Origin of the sequence: Xanthobacter aminoxidans (assembly GCF_043193615.1) — a bacterium.
Taxonomy (GTDB): Bacteria; Pseudomonadota; Alphaproteobacteria; order Rhizobiales; family Xanthobacteraceae; genus Xanthobacter; species Xanthobacter aminoxidans.
Genome location: NZ_JBAFUS010000002.1, coordinates 585,406 through 601,014 on the forward strand (window position 1 = coordinate 585,406; position 15,609 = coordinate 601,014).

A 15,609-nucleotide genomic window follows, 5' to 3' on the forward strand; every position below is an offset into this window, starting at 1 on the left:
ATGCGCAACCGTTTCACGCTGTTCACCCTGCAGGTGCTGGTGGCGGTGGTGCTGATCGCCATCTGGCATTTCGGCTCCACGGTGAAGGTCTCGATTCCGGCGCTCTCGCCGAAGCCCTTCTACCCGCTCGATCCCTTCTTCTTCTCGACGCCGCTGGCCGTTTTCGAGAGGACCTTCAAGGACTTCTACACGGGAGTGATCTGGTATCACCTCGGCATCACGCTGCTGGAGACCATGCTCGCCTTCGCCATCGGCGCTTTCGGCGGGGTGCTGGTGGGCTTCTGGTTCGCCCGCAAGGCGGTGATCGCGGCGGTGTTCGACCCTTATGTGAAGATGGCCAATGCGCTGCCGCGCGTGGTGCTGGCGCCCATCTTCGCCTTGTGGCTTGGGCTCGGCATCTGGTCCAAGGTGGCGCTGGGCGTCACGCTGGTGTTCTTCATCGTTTTTTTCAATGTCTATCAGGGTGTTAAGGAGGTCAGCCCGACGCTGCTCGCCAACGCCCGGATGCTGGGCATGAGCGAGCGACAGCTCATGCGGAACGTGTTCTGGCCCTCCGCGCTCACCTGGATGTTCTCCTCGCTCCATACCGCCGTTGGCTTTGCTCTGGTGGGGGCGGTGGTGGGGGAATATCTCGGTTCGGCGGCGGGGCTTGGCTATCGCATCCACCAGGCGGAAGGGGTGTTCGATGTCACCGGCGTGTTCTCGGGCATGCTGGTGCTCTCCATCTTCGTCATCATCATCGACACGGTGGTGAGCGCAATCGAGAACCGCCTGCTCGTCTGGCGCCCCGCGCCGGCGACGCAGGCGTGAAGAAAAACGGGAGGAAAATCATGAAGATGCTCAAGCTCGCGGTGGCCGCCCTCGCGCTCGCCTTCGCCGCTCCTGCGGCGGCCCAGCAGGCCGCCAAGATCGAGAAGCCGAAGCTCACGCTGGGCGTCGGCGGCAAGCCGCTGCTTTATTACCTGCCGCTGACGATCGCCGAGCGGAAGGGCTTCTTCAAGGAGGAGGGGCTGGATGTCGCCATCAACGATTTCGGCGGCGGAGCCAAGTCTTTGCAGGCACTTATCGGCGGCTCCATCGATGTGGTGACGGGGGCTTACGAGCACACGATCCGCATGCAGGCCAAGGGCCAGGACATTGTTTCCGTTATCGAATTGGGCCGCTTCCCGGGGATCGTCCTGGTGGCGCGGAAGGATCGGCCGATCAAGTCGGTGAAGGACCTGAAGGGTGCCAAGATCGGCGTGACCGCGCCAGGCTCCTCCACGAACTTCTTCGTCAATTTCCTGATGGCGAAAGATGGCCTGAAGCCAGATGATGCCTCCTACGTCGGTGTCGGCGGTGGAGCCTCAGCTGTGGCGCAGATGAAGCGTGGCGAAATCGACGCCATGTCCAATCTCGACCCGGTCATTACCAAGCTGGAAGACGATGGGGACGTGATTGTTCTGGCGGACAGCCGAACGGAAGCCGGAAACGACAAGATTTTTGGCGGAGCGAACCCGGCCGCCGTGCTCTACATGAAGCGCGACTTCATGGAGCAGAATCCCGTCACTACCCAGAAGCTCGTGAACGCATTCTACAAGGCGCTTCAATGGCTTAAGACCGCCACGCCCGAGGATGTGGCGGCGGTGGTGCCGGAGGAATATCTGCTCGGGGACAAGGCGCTCTACCTCAACGCGGTCAAGAACTCCCTGCCGATCTATTCGCGCACCGGCCTCATCCCCGAAAAGGGCATGCAAAATGCCCTCAACATGTTGGTGGAGTTCGATCCTGAGCTGAAGGCGGCGAAGATCGACCTCGCCAAGACGTTCGACGGCACCTTCGTGGCGAAGGCGGCGGCAGGCAAATAGTCCGGCCCCGGTTCGGGTGTGTTTCACCACCTTGCCGGTGGGCGTTCACCCCCGGTATCGGGTGGGTTCGGCAAAAGGTTCAGGAGCGGCGGGCAAAAATCTTCCCCGCCGCCCTTGAACCGCCGCGATTGATCCCTATCTTCCCATCAACCCCAGCCGATGGATGCGGCGCGCTTTTGAGCGCAGACGCTTCCGGGAGACGGACGGATGTACTCCGATCCCGCCTGAGCAGATTGCACCAAGGCATGGGGCGTTCGTTCCTCCGCTTTCCATTTCATGGATGTGCGGAGGGGCGAGCCGAGCGGACAAGTTCGTCGACGGCCTTCTTCGTTTCCTTCGGGCCGCGACGCAAAAGCCTTCCCCAAGTACGAACCTGTCCTGAACTGCGTCCCGTTGCGCCGTGACTCTTTTGTGGTCGCGTGTCGCCGGGACGATCGGCGCTTTTCGGGAAACTCCCGGAGAGCGTTTCCACAGGAGGCCTCCATGGCCACGGGTACTGTCAAGTTTTTCAACGCCCAGAAGGGTTTCGGCTTCATCGTTCAGGATGAGGGCGGCCCCGACGTGTTCGTCCACATCTCCGACGTGGAGCGCTCCGGCATGTACAGCCTGAACGACGGCCAGAAGGTCTCGTTCGATGTCGTCCCGGACAACCGCGGCAAGAGCAAGGCTGCGAACCTCGCCGCCCTCTGACGCGGCTTGAAGCCGAGGGTGCGTGAGCCTGCTCACGACCCTTCGGCCAAGTCCGCCTTAGGCCCGCGGCCAAGCCCGCGCGGCGCCTGAGCGAACCCGCTCGGCGCTGATCGCGGGCCGGGACCGATGGGTCTTGTCGCTGACAAGAATCTCGGCGTTGACAAGAAAAGGCCCGGTCGTCGCAAGACGGCCGGGCCTTTTTCGTGCCTCGACTTTCGTGCCTCGATGGAAGATCAGCGCAGCACGTAGACGGTCGCGCCCACGCGCACGCGGTTGTAGAGGTCCACCACGTCGTCGTTGGTCATGCGGAAGCAGCCCGACGACACCGCCTGCCCGATGGTCTCCGGCTCGTTGGAGCCGTGGATGCGGTAGAGGCTGGAGCCGAGATACATGGCGCGGGCGCCGAGCGGGTTGTCGATGCCACCGGGCATGTAGCGGGGCAGATCGGGGCGGCGCTTCAGCATCTGGGAGGGGGGCGTCCAGGAGGGCCATTCCTTCTTGGCGCTCACCGTCTTCACGCCGGACCAGCGGAAGCCGTCGCGGCCGACGCCGATGCCGTAGCGGATGGCCTGGCCCCGCGCCGTCACATAATAAAGGCGCCGCTCCGAGGTCATGATGACGATGTTGCCCGGCGCATATTTCGGGTCGATGGAGACCATCTGGCGGCCGATGGGCGAAGTGCTGCCCACCACGCCGACATTGCCGCCGCCGAAGAACTTGTTGAAATTGAAGATGTCGTAGCGATCGTCGGCCTTGGCCGAGCCCGTCGCCACCAGCGCGGCGATGCCTGCGAAAACAAGCGATTTCAGCTTCATCATGGCTCTGCGTCTCGGATGGACCGGAGCGCGAACGACCATCGAGCACGCCCGGAAACGTCGGCAACACCGCTTTGTCGCCACAAAACGGACAAGACTGCAACCGCTTTGTGGCGAACGGGTTCCCGTCCCACGTGAGTGTGAAGCCGTCTTCTCCTAACGCGCTACCATCCCTGAAGTTGCTGCCGCAGCGGCAGCAAAAGCCGCGAGCGTGGTGTTGAAGCGGTCCGCCGCCTCGATGAAGGGGGCGTGGCCGACCCCCGCATAAAGGTCCAGCCGGGCGCCGGGAATGGTCGCGGCGATATGCTCCGCCATGGCCGGGGCCACCACCTCGTCCAGCGCGCCCTGGGCCACCAGCACCGGCACGTCGAGGCGCTTCAACAGGTCTTCATACTCCGCCGTCCGGCCGAACAAGGCGGAGCGCACCTGCTGCGGCACCATCATGTTCACCGCCAGCAATTGCTCGAACAGCGGCTGGGGGATGGGGGCGGCGAAGCAGCGGCGCAGGAAGGTGCGGGTGGCCGCGATGTTCTCCTCCACGTCCGTGCTGCACATGAGGCGCATCAGCCGGTTGCAGGTGCCGTAGAAGCGGCGCTCGTTGGCGGTCACGGCATCCACGAAGACGATGCCGCCGATGCCCGCCGTGCCATGCACCGCCAGATAGTCGCCGATGATGCGCCCGGCATAGGACCAGCCCACCAGCACCGGCCGCGTGAGCCCCCAGCCGCGGATCACCGCATCAAGCTCCCCCGCCCACACCTCCGCCGACTGGTAGGCGGCGGGATCGGACGGACGGTCGGAGGCGCCATGGCCCCGGAAATCGTAGGTGACGAGCCGCAGGCCGGCCAGCGCCGGGCTGGATGTCTGCCGGTTCCAGCACAGGCCGGACTGGGAGAAGCCATGGATGAACACCACCGGCGTGCCCCCGGGCGGGCCGAAGGCGGCGCTGGCGATGCCCACGCCATCGGGGGTGAGGATGCGGCGGACCTCGCGGTCGGCGGGGGGAGGAGTGGTCATGGCAGGGTTCCGGCGCGAGGTGTTCGGCGACCGCTTTAGCATCGACAGGGCGCGGGCTTAAGGGGTGGAAACGGTTCTTGCCCCGGACCAGCGACGGCGCAGCCGGAGCGCCGAGCCGGGGTCCAGGGGAAAAGTCGGCGAAGCCGGCCATGCCCCGACAGCGTTTCCGCTTGAGCCGCCTGCGGCGTACCCTTGCGCTGGGCCCCGGATCAGCGATCCGGCTAAGCCGTCGCTTGTCCGGGGCGCGACGGCTGTTCCCAGGCCATCGCCTTCCTGCTACCGGCCGACCGGCCGCCGCCTTTGGGGCGCCATGTGGCAGTGCTATACAACGCCTTGCACAGCACAGCTCGAATCGAAGACCAGCATCACAAGGAGAGGCGACGGAATGCGCACCTCAGCCGTGACACGCACCGCCCACCGCCGGACGGTTCTCGCCGCCCTTTCCGCCCTTGCGCTCGTGCCCGCGCTCGTCATGCCGACGGTGGCCGATGCCGCGAGCGAGCGCTTCATGGTGCTGGGCCTCCCCTTCTTCAAGCCGTACCGGGCGGCCATCGCCACCCTCGATGTGGACGGCGCCGGCAAGGTCTCCGGCACCCTCGCGCCGCCGTCGGGCGATGCGCGGGCTGCGATTCCGGTGTCCGGCACGCTGGCCGGCGGGGCGCTGAAGCTCACCATCGGTCAGGGGGACGACAGCTACGCCCTCGCCTTCACCGAGAACCAGCGCGGCCTGCACCACATCTATGAGGAGACGGCGGCCATCCCCGGCCTCGCGGCGGTGACGGTGTTCCGTCCGGAAGGCGGCTTCTCCGAGCCGGCGCTGGTGCTCCAGCACGACGAGGACAATTGGTGCGGCCTCGTCACCGGCGGCCTCGCCGTGGACCTCAAGGCGGCCGACCTCGCCCGCACGCCGGTGGCGCCTGCCGAGCTTGCCGAGATCGATCTCGTGGTCACGCCCCAGCAGGGCGGCACCGCGAAGGTGAAGCTGAAGGAGGCCTGGAGCCGCCTGCGCCTCGCCGCCCGCGACGGCGACGACGTGTCGGTTGATGTGGCCGTGCCGCTGGGCGCCGAGGCGAAGATCGCGCAGGAGCTGCGCAAGGTGCCGCTGGTGGCCACCGTCACGCTGCCCTCCGTGTGCGGGGAGATGGCGTTCGCCGCCGTTCCGCGCGCCAAGCTGATGGACGGCGACAAGGTGTCCGAGGCGAAGCTCAAGGCCTATGGCGACACCATGCTGGCGCGCGTCCTCTCCGGCGCCGCGCCCGAGGGCGGCAACGGCACGCGCAAGTTCAAGGTGGCGGGATCGGTGGTGCCGGGCGAGGCGGGGCCGGCCTACAAGGCCACCGTCTCCGCCGAATCCGAGGCGAGCCGCCTCGCCAAGGGCAATTGGGACCAGTTCACCGTGCTGCTCCAGCCGGTGGTGACGCCGGCGGATACGGCCGCCTCGGTGTCGCTGGTGCCCCTCGTCATCGATCTCAAGGTGGCGAAGAAGTCCGGCCCGCAGGCGCCGGCGGATGCCGCCTTCAAGCCGGCTGATGATTCCACGCAGGTGGCGGCCATCAGCCACCGCCTCGTCTCCTACATCGCCGCCGCCGAAGGCACGCGGTGCAGCTTCCTGACCCAGACGGCGTTCGACGAGCCGGACGGCAGCCTCTCCTGCACCAACCTCGCCCTCGACGACGTGAGCGCCGCCGACGACAACTGAGGCCATCGGCCCCGGGTGCCGCGCGGGCGGCTGAAGCTGTGCCGCTGTCCTGATCTTGCGAAATGCCCGGCCCTGTGCCGGGCATTTCTGTTTCCGGTGTTTAGTCACGCTTGGCGGTGGTGCCGTTCCGGTCAAGTTATGAACGGTCAAGCTGTGCGATATTTGTGATCCATTACTTTTTGGAAAGTGCTTGCGTCGGGCTCAAGCTGCGCATTAAAGCCATGATTGCTTCTGTTTTGTAATGTTTGTCATCGGAACCATCCTCTCCACCCTCCGTTCTCTGACGGGGACACAAGAGAGGATACGAACCGATGAACACTCGTCAGCAGGGCGGATCCGGGAACTTCGAGAACGATCGCGACCGCGCCTCCGAGGCCGGCCGCAAGGGCGCCGAGCAGGCCGCCCAGAACCGCCAGCAGGGCGGACAGGGCGGCGACAACCGCCAGCAGAGCCAGCAGGAGCACGATCGCGGCCAGCAGGGCGGCTCGGGCAACGCCCAGGACCGCGAGCGCGCGGCCGAAGCGGGCCGCAAGGCCGGGCAGGGCATGCCGGAGGAGAAGCGCTCCCCGCAGGCTCCCGACGCCGCTTCGGACGCCGGCCGCAAGGGCCAGCGCTGAGGCTGAACGGGGCGCGGCCTGGAGCGCGATCCGGGCGGATTTCGATCCGCTCGGTGAATCGCCCTCTACTCCAAGAGAGAGGTCGCGCCCCCTCTCCATTCATTCTTCCGGGAGGTGCCACATGGGCTTTTTCTCCAAGGACATCCATTCCATGGACGACCTGTTCGTCCACACGCTGCGCGACATCTATTATGCCGAGAAGCGCATCCTGAAGGCGCTTCCGACCATGATCGAGAAGGCGCAGAATTCCACGCTTCGCCAGGCCTTCCAGTTCCATCTCGGCGAGACCGAGGGGCATGTGAAGCGGCTTGAGGAAGTGTTCCGCATGCATGGCGTCGAGGCCAGCACGGTGAAGTGCCCGGCCATCGACGGCATCATCGCGGAGGCCGAGGAGATCGCCTCCGAGGTGGCGGACCAGGAAGTGCTGGACGCGGCCCTCGCCGCCGCCGCGCAGGCGGTGGAGCATTACGAGATCACCCGCTACGGCACCCTCATCGCCTGGGCCAAGCAGCTCGGCCGCAACGACTGCGCCGCCGTGCTCCAGCGCAACCTGGACGAGGAAAAGGCCGCCGACGCCAAGCTCACCGGCCTCGCCGAGGCCAAGCTGAACATGCGCGCCGCCGAATAGGGCGCCGCACGTCTCTCCGCGAAAACCCCGCCGGTCCGCCGGCGGGGTTTTTTATTGGCCCGGCCGGGCGCGCGCGATTGTCCACGGCCAAGCCGGGAGCAACATGCCGGTGTCCTTCGGGAGGGTAGGGCGATCCATCCGGGGGAACACTGACAACCTGAAGGCTCTTCTTGTCGCAGCGTCGCTCGCCGCACCGACGCTGTCCGCTACATCCGGCTTCGCGGCCGACGATGTGCAATGGAAAGCGGCGAACGGCCCCTCCTGCGATCAGGTCTGCGACGCCGCCGGCCTCACGGCGATCTAGACCGGCGTGTACACGCCCCGCAATCAGGTGATGTAGGACAAGTTCTACGTCTGTGCCGCCAACATGAACGGCGTCCGCCCCGGCTACAATCTCAAGCCCAAATGGTCCAACGCCTGCTACGTGGGCTATGGCGGCAAGGAAGTGGGCGCGAAAGACTACGAGTGCGGCTGCCGCTGACGGCTCCGGCGCGGCGCTTCTCGCGCCGGGTCTTTGCCCCAGCGCGAGCTCATCCTTGTCTAAGATGGGGTAGCTTCTTCAAATTTGATGTGCAGGTCAATCGATGCCCGGAAGGTGCACACGCTTACGATTCATGCCACCCAACTTTTCCCACAAGCCCTTACGGTTGCGAGCTGCGGTCTGGGTAATACCGAGAGCTTTCGACGCTCGGTTATAACCTGCGCCATGATCAAATAGTCTGTAGAGAATTTCAGCGCCGCGTTCGGTTAAATTGCTTCCAATCTTGTTTGCTGGGTCTTGGCATGCTTCATTTGTCGGAAGTTTTGGCGCGGTAACAGAAGGTTCGGTAATCAATTTATCTTTTAATTTATCGAATGATCGATCAATATAATTGTGCATTTCGGCCCGAAAGATATCAATTGCGGCACTGATTTCTGGGTCAGTAGCGGACATAGAGTAGCTCCTTCTCTATACCCATCGCCCACTGAAGTTGGCGATGGCCCTGCGCTATGTGCAGTGCTCCATCTGTCTACAGAATGTAGACAGATACGTCAATGCTCCAGCTGTTATTCGAGGGGGCTGGTGTAGCGGGGCGGTCGGAGAGCAATTCCATTCGGTGCAATTACCGCATAAGGAATTTTGCGACGGGACAGCATGGAAGGGGCGGATTGCGCCGTGACGCATGCATCTTTCTGCGCTCTGGTGAGCCTGATCGATCTCTACTTTCTTGAGTTGAGCGCGGAATGGTGGGCGATGCAGGGATTGAACCTGCGACCCCTCCCGTGTGAAGGGAGTGCTCTCCCGCTGAGCTAATCGCCCGCGCCATTGCGAGGAGGGCCGTTTAGAGCCGCAGGGCCTCCCCTGTCAAGGGCGGGCGCGACGAGGACCGCGCCTGCCTGTGGATCATTCGGGCCGACACCCGCGCCTACGCCCGGCCGGAACCTACGCCGAAGCGTTGGCCAGCAAGGCGTCCACCGCCTCTTCCAGCTGGTCGAAATGGTGGATCAGCCGGTCGGCGCCGAGTTCGCCGGGGGGCGTCTCCGTATAGCCGAAGGAGACGGCCACCACCGGCACGCCGGTGGCGCGGGCGGTGAGCACGTCGGTGATGCTGTCGCCCACCATGATGGAGCGCGCCACGTCCGCCCCCGCCGCCGAGATGGTGGAGAGGAGCGGCAGCGGATCGGGCTTGGAGCGGGGATAGGTGTCGGCGCCGGTGATGACGGCGAAGCGCGGCGTCAGCTCCAGCGCGTCGAGCAGCAGGCGGGCGAGGTGCTCCAGCTTGTTGGTGCACACCGCCAGCGCCACGCCCTTGGCCTCCAGCCGGTCCAGCGCCTCCAGAAGGCCGGGGAAGGGGCGCGAGCCCACGGCGATGTTCTCGGCGTAATGGGCGATGAAGCGCTGCGTCATGGCGGCGATCTCGTCGTCCGGCAGCGCGATGCCCTCGCTCTTCAGCGCCCGCACGATGAGGAGGCGCGCCCCGCCGCCGATCATGTTGCGCGCCTCGGCGCGGTCCACGGGCGGGATCTTGTGGGCGGAGAGCACCAGGTCGAGGGCGTCGAGCAGGTCGGGCGCGGTGTCCACCAGCGTCCCGTCGAGATCGAACGCCACAAGAGGGCGCGCGGCTTGCGGGCGGGGGGCGGGCTGTGTGAGTTGGGTCATCGGGCGCGGTCCTTCAGCGTGGCGGTATCGGGGCAGATGATATCCGCAGGTTCCGGTCGGCTGCCCCTTCCGTTGCGCTCGCGCCGGCAGCGGGGAAAGGGGCGATGAGGAGGATATCCTCGCCTTCTGCCTTAAATCCTGCCGCTTTTTCGCGCCAGCGTCGCGGGGATTCGAGGGCTGCGGCCCCGGCGCGCAGTTCACGGCTGCGCCCGGGCGCGCGGCCTGTCGGCTAAGGCCGACGGCGGAACAGTCAGGAGGCATGAATGCGGACCACTCCCCTTCGCACCGGGCGCGCGGCGCGCCGCAACCCGGTGGTGCTGCTCGCGGTGGCGGTCGCCGCCGCCGGTCTCGGCGGGATCGGCGCCGTCGTCGCCCAGCCCGCGGCCGCACAGGGGGCGAACGGGCCCGGATTCGAGTTCGCCGCGCCCCCCTCCGCCCAGGCCAACCGCGTCTACGGCATCAACCGCCAGACCGGCGAGATGAACGTCTGCCAGTTCGAGCGGCCCAACGCGGCCGGCGTGGGCGTCACCTTCTGCTTCGCCCAGGGCGAGGGCGCGGGGCCGCAGAAGGCCGGCAATTACGCGCTCATGCCCACCCATTACGAAGGGGAAACGGGCATCTTCCGGGTCAATCGCGACACCGGCGAGATGAGCATCTGCTACGTGCGGGAGACCGCGCGCGCCGCGGGCGGCACGGATTCGAGCCTCGTCTGCACCCCGGCGGCGCGCTGAGGCACCGCGCCGGCTTGTCGGCGGCGCCGATCGGGGCTAGAGCCGGAGCAGGGGCGGCTGAAACCGTTCCGCCAGAAAAGAAGCGCCGTTGCGGCAAGGCCCGTCGGGCCGGCGCGCGGCGACGTTTCAAGGAAATCGAGGCAGAAATCCAATGGTCCACGCCGAAGACCTGAAGCGCCGGGCCGCCGCCCATGCTCTGACCTACGTGACCGACGGCATGCGCCTCGGCCTCGGCACCGGCTCCACGGCCCGGCATTTCGTCGAGCTTCTGGCCGAGAAGGTGCACGGCGGCCTCACCGTGCTCGGCGTGCCCACCTCCGAGCAGACTTTAGCCCAGGCGGTGTCCCTCGGCGTGCCGATCGCCACGCTGGACGAGGCCGGCCCGCTCGATCTGTGCATCGACGGCGCGGACGAGATCGGCCCCGGCCTCGCCCTCATCAAGGGCGGCGGTGGCGCGCTGCTGCGCGAGAAGATCGTCGCCAGCGCCGCGCGCGAGATGATCGTCATCGCCGACGCCACCAAGAAGGTGGACGTGCTCGGCCGCTTCCCGCTGCCCATCGAGGTGGTGGATTTCGGCGTCGGTGCCATCACCCGCCAGGTCATCGAGGCGATCCGCAGCGCCGGCTGCGCCGGTGACATCACCGTGCGACGCGACGGCGACGGTCATCCTTTCGTCACCGATCAGGGGCACCTGATCCTCGACGCCCATCTCGGCCGCATTCCCGACCCCGCCGCGCTGGCCGCAGCGGTGGCGCAGGTGGCCGGTGTCGTCGAGCACGGCCTGTTCATCGGCCTCGCCCGGCGCGCCGTGCTCGCGGGCAAGGACGGCATCACCGAGCTGGAGCCCGGCAGCTTCTAGCTTCTTCCCTTTCCGGAGACTTCCATGCGTCACCCCCTTTCCGGCCGCTTCGTCCGGCAGCTTTTCCTCGCTGCGGCCCTGTCGGTTCCGGCCGCCGCGCTCCTCGCGCCGGTGGCCGAGGCCCAGACCCGTCCGGTTCCCCCCGCCGCCGCGCCCGCGGCCAAGCCGTCCCCGGCGCTGCTCCAGCTCGCGCGCGATCTGGTGACCGCCAACGGCGAGGCGCGGGCCTTCGACGGCGTCATCCCGAACATCGTGGACGGCGCGGCCCTCTCCTTCCTCCAGACCAACCCCGACCTCGCCAAGCAGCTCCGCGAAGTGGCGGTGCTGGTGCGGCCCGAGTTCGAGAAGCGTCAGGCCGAGGTCATCGACATCCTCGCCACCTCCTACGCCACCCGCTTCACCGAGGCGGAGCTGAAGGAGGCCATCGCCTTCTTCCGCAGCCCCACCGGCATCAAGCTGGTGCAGGACCGTCCGGTGATCGTGCAGGAAGCGGTGCAGGGCATCCAGGTGTGGGGCGCGCAGATCAACGCCCAGGCCGTGGAGCGCGTGCGCGCCGAGATGAAGAAGCGCGGCGTCGATCTTTGATCGCGCGGCGGTTTCAAAGGTACGGAAAAGGCCGGTCCCGCTGGGGCCGGCCTTTTTCATTTCGCGAGCCGTCATGTCTTCGCGCCGTGATGCCTTGCGCCGTCATGCCCCGGCTCGTCAGGGGCATCCACCCGGCCGCTGGTCCGGTGCGAGAAACGGAAAGCCGGCCCGGCCACCCCGTGGATCCCCCGGATAAACCGGGGGATGACGGCTCTCCCCCTAATCCTTCGCTCCCGCCTATACCCCGCCCGTGCGCGGCGTGCGCGGGCCTTCCGGCGCCTCGGCCTCCGCGGCGAACAGGCTCTTGCGGTCGAGGTTCGGGCTGTAGTGCGGGTCCACCAGCGTGGAGGTGTGCCAGATGGCTTCCATCCGCGCCCGCTGCGCCTTCAGCCGCGCCCGGTGCTCGCGCGAGCGCTTCTTGCCGCGTGAGGCGGATTCGTAGTGGAGCAGGGTGGCGAAGGGCGTCCACACCACCTCAAAGCCCGCCCGCCGCGCCCTCAGGCATAGATCGATGTCGTTGCAATCCTCGGCGAAGCGCACCGCATCCAGCGGGCCGATGGCGTCCCACACGTCGCGGCGGATGAGGAGGCAGGCGGCGGTGACGGCCGAGAGGTTCTGCCGCACGCGCAGGCGATCCTCATAGCCCGGAGCATCGGCGGCGCTATGGGCGAACCAGTGGTCCGCATAGCGGAACAGCCCGGCGATGACGCCGGCATGCTGGATGGTGCGATCAGGAAACAGCAGCTTCGCCCCGACGATCCCGGCGCCGGGGAGGGCGGCGAGGGCGACCATCTCGTCCAGCCAGCCCTCTTCGATCACCTCCACGTCGTTGTTGAGGAGCAGGATCATCTCGCCTTGCGCCGCATCGACGCCGAGGTTGCAGATGCGGGGGAAGTTGAAGTCCCCGTCGTCCCGCACCACAAGCGTCGCCGGCCACAAGGCCTTGATCTCCTCGAACAAGGCGAAGGTCACCGGCTCCACCGAGCCGTTGTCGACGATGATGATCTCGAAGGCGCGATAGGCGGTCCGCGCGATGAGCGAGCGCAGCGCCACGGCGAGCAGCGCGGCGCGGTCGCGGGTGGGCACGACGATGGAGACGAGCGGGGCGGTTGCGGGCGTGGGATAGAGCGGGCGCAAATGGCGGCCGATGGTCTCCACCCCGACGCCGCGCAGCCGGGCGAGGGCCTCGGCGGCCGCGTCGATCTCCTCCGGCGCGAAGCCGGGCGGATGGCCCTTCAGCCCCACCGCCACCCGGGGCACATGGCGGATGCGGGCGTCGGGCAATGCGGAGGCGTGGCGCAGCAGCAGGTCGAACACGGCAGCCGGCCCGGCGGCGGGATCGAGGCCGAGGCGCAGGGCGTCCGCGCGGGGCAGGGCGGCGAAATGCCTGAGATAGCCCGAGGACTCCATGAGATGCCGGTTGAAGGCGGGGTGATAGACGCCGTGGAGCGGCGCGCCGTCGTCGTCCAGCCGCTCCTCGTCGGCATAGGCGAGGGCGCAGTCGGGGTGCTTGGCGAACGCGTCGCGGATCAGCGCCACCGCGTCCCGCGTCGGCTGCGCGCCGGCATCGAGGAACAGCACCAGCCCACCCTCGGCAGCATTGAGCGCGGCGGCGCGGCGCTGGGTGGGGCTGCCCTCGGCCGTCACAATACGCGCGCCGGTGGCGGCTTGCGTGAGGGCGGTCGGAGCGCCGGGGGGGAGGGCCACCACCCACTCGAAAGTCCGGTCGGTCTGCGCGGCGAGGGCGGCGGCGCAGGCGGAAAGATCGGCCGCGTTCGCGTTGCCGCCATCGGTGAGCAGGCTGAGCCGGGGCGCCGCGCCGGGTGCCGGCAGCTCGGCGAAGTCGCCGACGAAGCGGGCGCGGAAGGCGCGGTAACGCGCCGCCTCAGCCCGGCGGCGGGCGGGCGCGGCGGAGACGAGGGCGTGGAGCGCCCCGCGCAGGGTGCGGGCGGCAACGCCGGCCGCCTTCCAGCGGCGCGGCAGGCCGAGGCCTTCAAACCGGCCGTTGGCGAAGGCGTGCAGCTTGAGCGCCACCTTGTGCACGGGGTAATAGCCGAGCCGGAAACCGGTGGGCGCGCCCTCCACCTCGATCCGCGTCGCCCCGGCCGGCACCAGCGCAACCGTGGGCACGCCGGGCAGCAGCGTCTCGCCGTCGCCCCCGCCTGTTGTGGTGGCGAAGGTGAAGGGCAGGGGAGCGTTCGCGCCTTCGCCCGAGAGCACGATGGCGAGGGCCCCCCGCCGCGCGCGCAGCCGCAGCACGGCGGGCAAAGCGAAGCCCGTGCGGCCCGTCGCGGCCGGCGCGCGCTTCAGCCAGAGCGGGGGAATCTCGGTGTCGTGCATGCCTTGCGTATCGATGGGCGTCTGGATTGGCTGCCGCGTTGAAGCACCTATGTGCAAACGCGGCAAGCGGCCACCCCACGGCGAGTTTGCTTGACGCCCCGGCGAGGCTCCTTCAAGTCACCGGCCACGCATCGGGATCTGGCGGGAGCCAACACATGACACAGCGCGAGGTGGACCTGTTCGTGATCGGTGGCGGCTCGGGTGGCGTGCGCGCCGGCCGGATCGCCGCCCAGCACGGCGCCAAGGTGATGATGGCGGAGGAGTACCGCATGGGCGGCACCTGCGTCATCCGCGGCTGCGTGCCCAAGAAGCTGTTCGTCTATGCCGGCCGCTACGCCCACGACATCGACGACATGGCCGGCTTCGGCTGGCGGGTCAGCGCGCCCGAGTTCGACTGGCTGACGCTGGTGGCCAACAAGGACAAGGAGATCGCCCGGCTCGAAGGCATCTACAAGCGCAATGCCGAGGCCGCCGGGGTGGAGATCGTCGCCTCCCGCGCGGTGGTGGCGGGGCCGAATCTCGTCCGCATCCTCGACACCGGCGAGGAGGTGGCGGCGCGCCACATCCTGCTCGCCACCGGCGCCCATCCCGCGCTCGGGCCGCAGATTCCCGGCTGCGAGCTGGCCATCACCTCCAACGACGCGTTCAACCTCCGGGGCTTTCCCGACCGCATCCTCATCCAGGGCGCGGGCTATATCGCGGTGGAGTTCGCCGGCCTGTTCCGCGCGCTGGGCGCCGAGGTGACTTTGGTCTATCGCGGCGACAAGGTGCTGCGCGGCTTCGACATGGAACTGCGTGATCATCTGGAAACCGAGATGACCCGCGCCGGCATCAAGCTCGTCAGCGGCAAGACGTTGGCCTCCATCGAGGCCATCTCCGGCGGCAAGAAGGTGGTCCTCTCCGATGGTTCGGAGCTGGAGGTGGACGAGGTGATGCTCGCCATCGGCCGCATCCCCAGCACCCGCAACCTGGGCCTCGAGGGGGTGGGCGTGGCGCTCGACCCGCTGGGCGCGGTGATCGTGGACGCGCACAGCCGCACCAACGTGCCCTCCATCTATGCGGTGGGCGACATCACCAACCGCATCAACCTCACCCCCGTCGCCATCCGCGAGGGCCACGCCTTCGCCGATACGGTGTTCGGCAACAAGCCGTGGACGGTGGACCATTCGCTGGTGGCCACCGCCGTCTTCTCCGAGCCGGAGATCGGCACGGTGGGCTGCACGGAAGAGGCGGCGCGGGCCGCCGGGCGGCCCGTGGACATCTACAAGACCACCTTCCGCCCGCTGAAGGCGACCCTCTCCGGCCGCGAGACCCGCAACTTCATGAAGCTGATCGTGGATGGGGAGACCGACCGCGTGCTCGGCGTCCACATCATGGGCGAGGCCGCCGCCGAGATGATCCAGCTCGCCGCCGTGGCCATGGGGCTGAAGGCGACCAAGGCGGATTTCGACCGTACCATCGCCGTGCATCCCACCGCTGCCGAGGAGCTGGTGACGCTGCGCACGAAGGCGTCGTGAGGGGGAGGTGACGCGCTATCGAGGCTGCAATGTCGTCATGCCCGGCCTCGTGCCGGGCATCCACGTGGAACGGCTGGGAGTAGAGCTTCGGGCTGTGGCGCCATCGGCCCGACGTGGATGGCCG

15 protein-coding genes and 1 tRNA gene are annotated in these 15,609 nt (G+C 67.6%); 10 read left to right on the top strand and 6 right to left on the bottom strand.

Going from position 1 to position 15,609, the window contains the following annotated elements; translation table 11 throughout:
* The 3 genes from V5F74_RS11725 to V5F74_RS11735 all read left to right on the top strand — a co-directional run bounded on the left by V5F74_RS11725 (nt 1) and on the right by V5F74_RS11735 (nt 2,537).
* Nucleotides 1-810 carry an ABC transporter permease gene (locus tag V5F74_RS11725; RefSeq protein WP_029559078.1) on the top strand — a complete coding sequence of 270 codons (810 nt, stop codon included), beginning with the start codon at nt 1-3 and terminating at the stop codon, nt 808-810.
* Between the two features lie 20 nt (nt 811-830).
* Nucleotides 831-1,847, top strand: coding sequence for an ABC transporter substrate-binding protein (locus tag V5F74_RS11730; RefSeq protein ID WP_029559077.1), 1,017 nt, complete (start codon nt 831-833; stop codon nt 1,845-1,847).
* A 483-nt stretch (nt 1,848-2,330) separates the two neighbouring features.
* On the top strand, nt 2,331-2,537 hold the full coding sequence (locus V5F74_RS11735; protein WP_024278308.1) for a cold-shock protein: 207 nt from the start codon (nt 2,331-2,333) through the stop codon (nt 2,535-2,537).
* Between the two features lie 233 nt (nt 2,538-2,770).
* On the opposite strand, the gene V5F74_RS11740 is transcribed toward V5F74_RS11735, so the two are convergent.
* Nucleotides 2,771-3,355, bottom strand: a complete 585-nt coding sequence (locus V5F74_RS11740; protein ID WP_029559075.1) for a L,D-transpeptidase — start codon at nt 3,353-3,355, stop codon at nt 2,771-2,773.
* A 153-nt stretch (nt 3,356-3,508) separates the two neighbouring features.
* A complete protein-coding gene (locus tag V5F74_RS11745) occupies nt 3,509-4,369 on the bottom strand; it encodes an alpha/beta fold hydrolase (RefSeq protein ID WP_394008201.1) in 861 nt (286 codons plus the stop codon).
* 385 nt (nt 4,370-4,754) lie between these two features.
* On the opposite strand from V5F74_RS11745, the gene V5F74_RS11750 reads away from it, so the two are divergent.
* The 3 genes from V5F74_RS11750 to V5F74_RS11760 all read left to right on the top strand — a co-directional run bounded on the left by V5F74_RS11750 (nt 4,755) and on the right by V5F74_RS11760 (nt 7,313).
* Nucleotides 4,755-6,068: a hypothetical protein gene (locus tag V5F74_RS11750; protein WP_394008203.1), complete on the top strand. Its 1,314-nt coding sequence runs from the start codon at nt 4,755-4,757 to the stop codon at nt 6,066-6,068.
* Nucleotides 6,069-6,379: 311 nt separating this feature from the next.
* Nucleotides 6,380-6,685: a KGG domain-containing protein gene (locus tag V5F74_RS11755; RefSeq protein WP_394008205.1), complete on the top strand. Its 306-nt coding sequence runs from the start codon at nt 6,380-6,382 to the stop codon at nt 6,683-6,685.
* 121 nt (nt 6,686-6,806) lie between these two features.
* Nucleotides 6,807-7,313, top strand: coding sequence for a YciE/YciF ferroxidase family protein (locus V5F74_RS11760; protein ID WP_029559072.1), 507 nt, complete (start codon nt 6,807-6,809; stop codon nt 7,311-7,313).
* A 577-nt stretch (nt 7,314-7,890) separates the two neighbouring features.
* On the opposite strand, the gene V5F74_RS11765 is transcribed toward V5F74_RS11760, so the two are convergent.
* From V5F74_RS11765 to gph, 3 genes are all read right to left on the bottom strand, one after another.
* Nucleotides 7,891-8,247, bottom strand: coding sequence for a hypothetical protein (locus V5F74_RS11765; RefSeq protein ID WP_156026420.1), 357 nt, complete (start codon nt 8,245-8,247; stop codon nt 7,891-7,893).
* 291 nt (nt 8,248-8,538) lie between these two features.
* Nucleotides 8,539-8,613: transfer RNA gene (locus tag V5F74_RS11770), tRNA-Val, on the bottom strand.
* A gap of 123 nt (nt 8,614-8,736) precedes the next feature.
* Nucleotides 8,737-9,453, bottom strand: coding sequence for a phosphoglycolate phosphatase (gene gph / locus V5F74_RS11775; RefSeq protein ID WP_051679327.1), 717 nt, complete (start codon nt 9,451-9,453; stop codon nt 8,737-8,739).
* Between the two features lie 263 nt (nt 9,454-9,716).
* Here gph and V5F74_RS11780 point away from each other — a divergent pair, with 263 nt between their 5' ends.
* The 3 genes from V5F74_RS11780 (at nt 9,717) to V5F74_RS11790 (ending at nt 11,628) form a co-directional block, all read left to right on the top strand.
* Entirely contained in the window at nt 9,717-10,184 is a 468-nt protein-coding gene (locus V5F74_RS11780; protein WP_051679326.1) for a hypothetical protein, read from the top strand.
* 151 nt (nt 10,185-10,335) lie between these two features.
* Nucleotides 10,336-11,043 carry a ribose-5-phosphate isomerase RpiA gene (gene rpiA / locus V5F74_RS11785; protein ID WP_024278317.1) on the top strand — a complete coding sequence of 236 codons (708 nt, stop codon included), beginning with the start codon at nt 10,336-10,338 and terminating at the stop codon, nt 11,041-11,043.
* 24 nt (nt 11,044-11,067) lie between these two features.
* The gene (locus V5F74_RS11790) at nt 11,068-11,628 is read left to right on the top strand and encodes a DUF2059 domain-containing protein (RefSeq protein ID WP_029559067.1); all 561 of its coding nucleotides are present in this window, start codon (nt 11,068-11,070) and stop codon (nt 11,626-11,628) included.
* Between the two features lie 237 nt (nt 11,629-11,865).
* Here the strand turns inward: V5F74_RS11790 and V5F74_RS11795 are convergent, their stop codons facing one another.
* Nucleotides 11,866-13,968, bottom strand: coding sequence for a glycosyltransferase family 2 protein (locus V5F74_RS11795; protein ID WP_394008208.1), 2,103 nt, complete (start codon nt 13,966-13,968; stop codon nt 11,866-11,868).
* A gap of 155 nt (nt 13,969-14,123) precedes the next feature.
* Here V5F74_RS11795 and gor point away from each other — a divergent pair, with 155 nt between their 5' ends.
* On the top strand, nt 14,124-15,485 hold the full coding sequence (gene gor, locus V5F74_RS11800; protein ID WP_394008210.1) for a glutathione-disulfide reductase: 1,362 nt from the start codon (nt 14,124-14,126) through the stop codon (nt 15,483-15,485).
* Nucleotides 15,486-15,609: the final 124 nt, after the last annotated feature.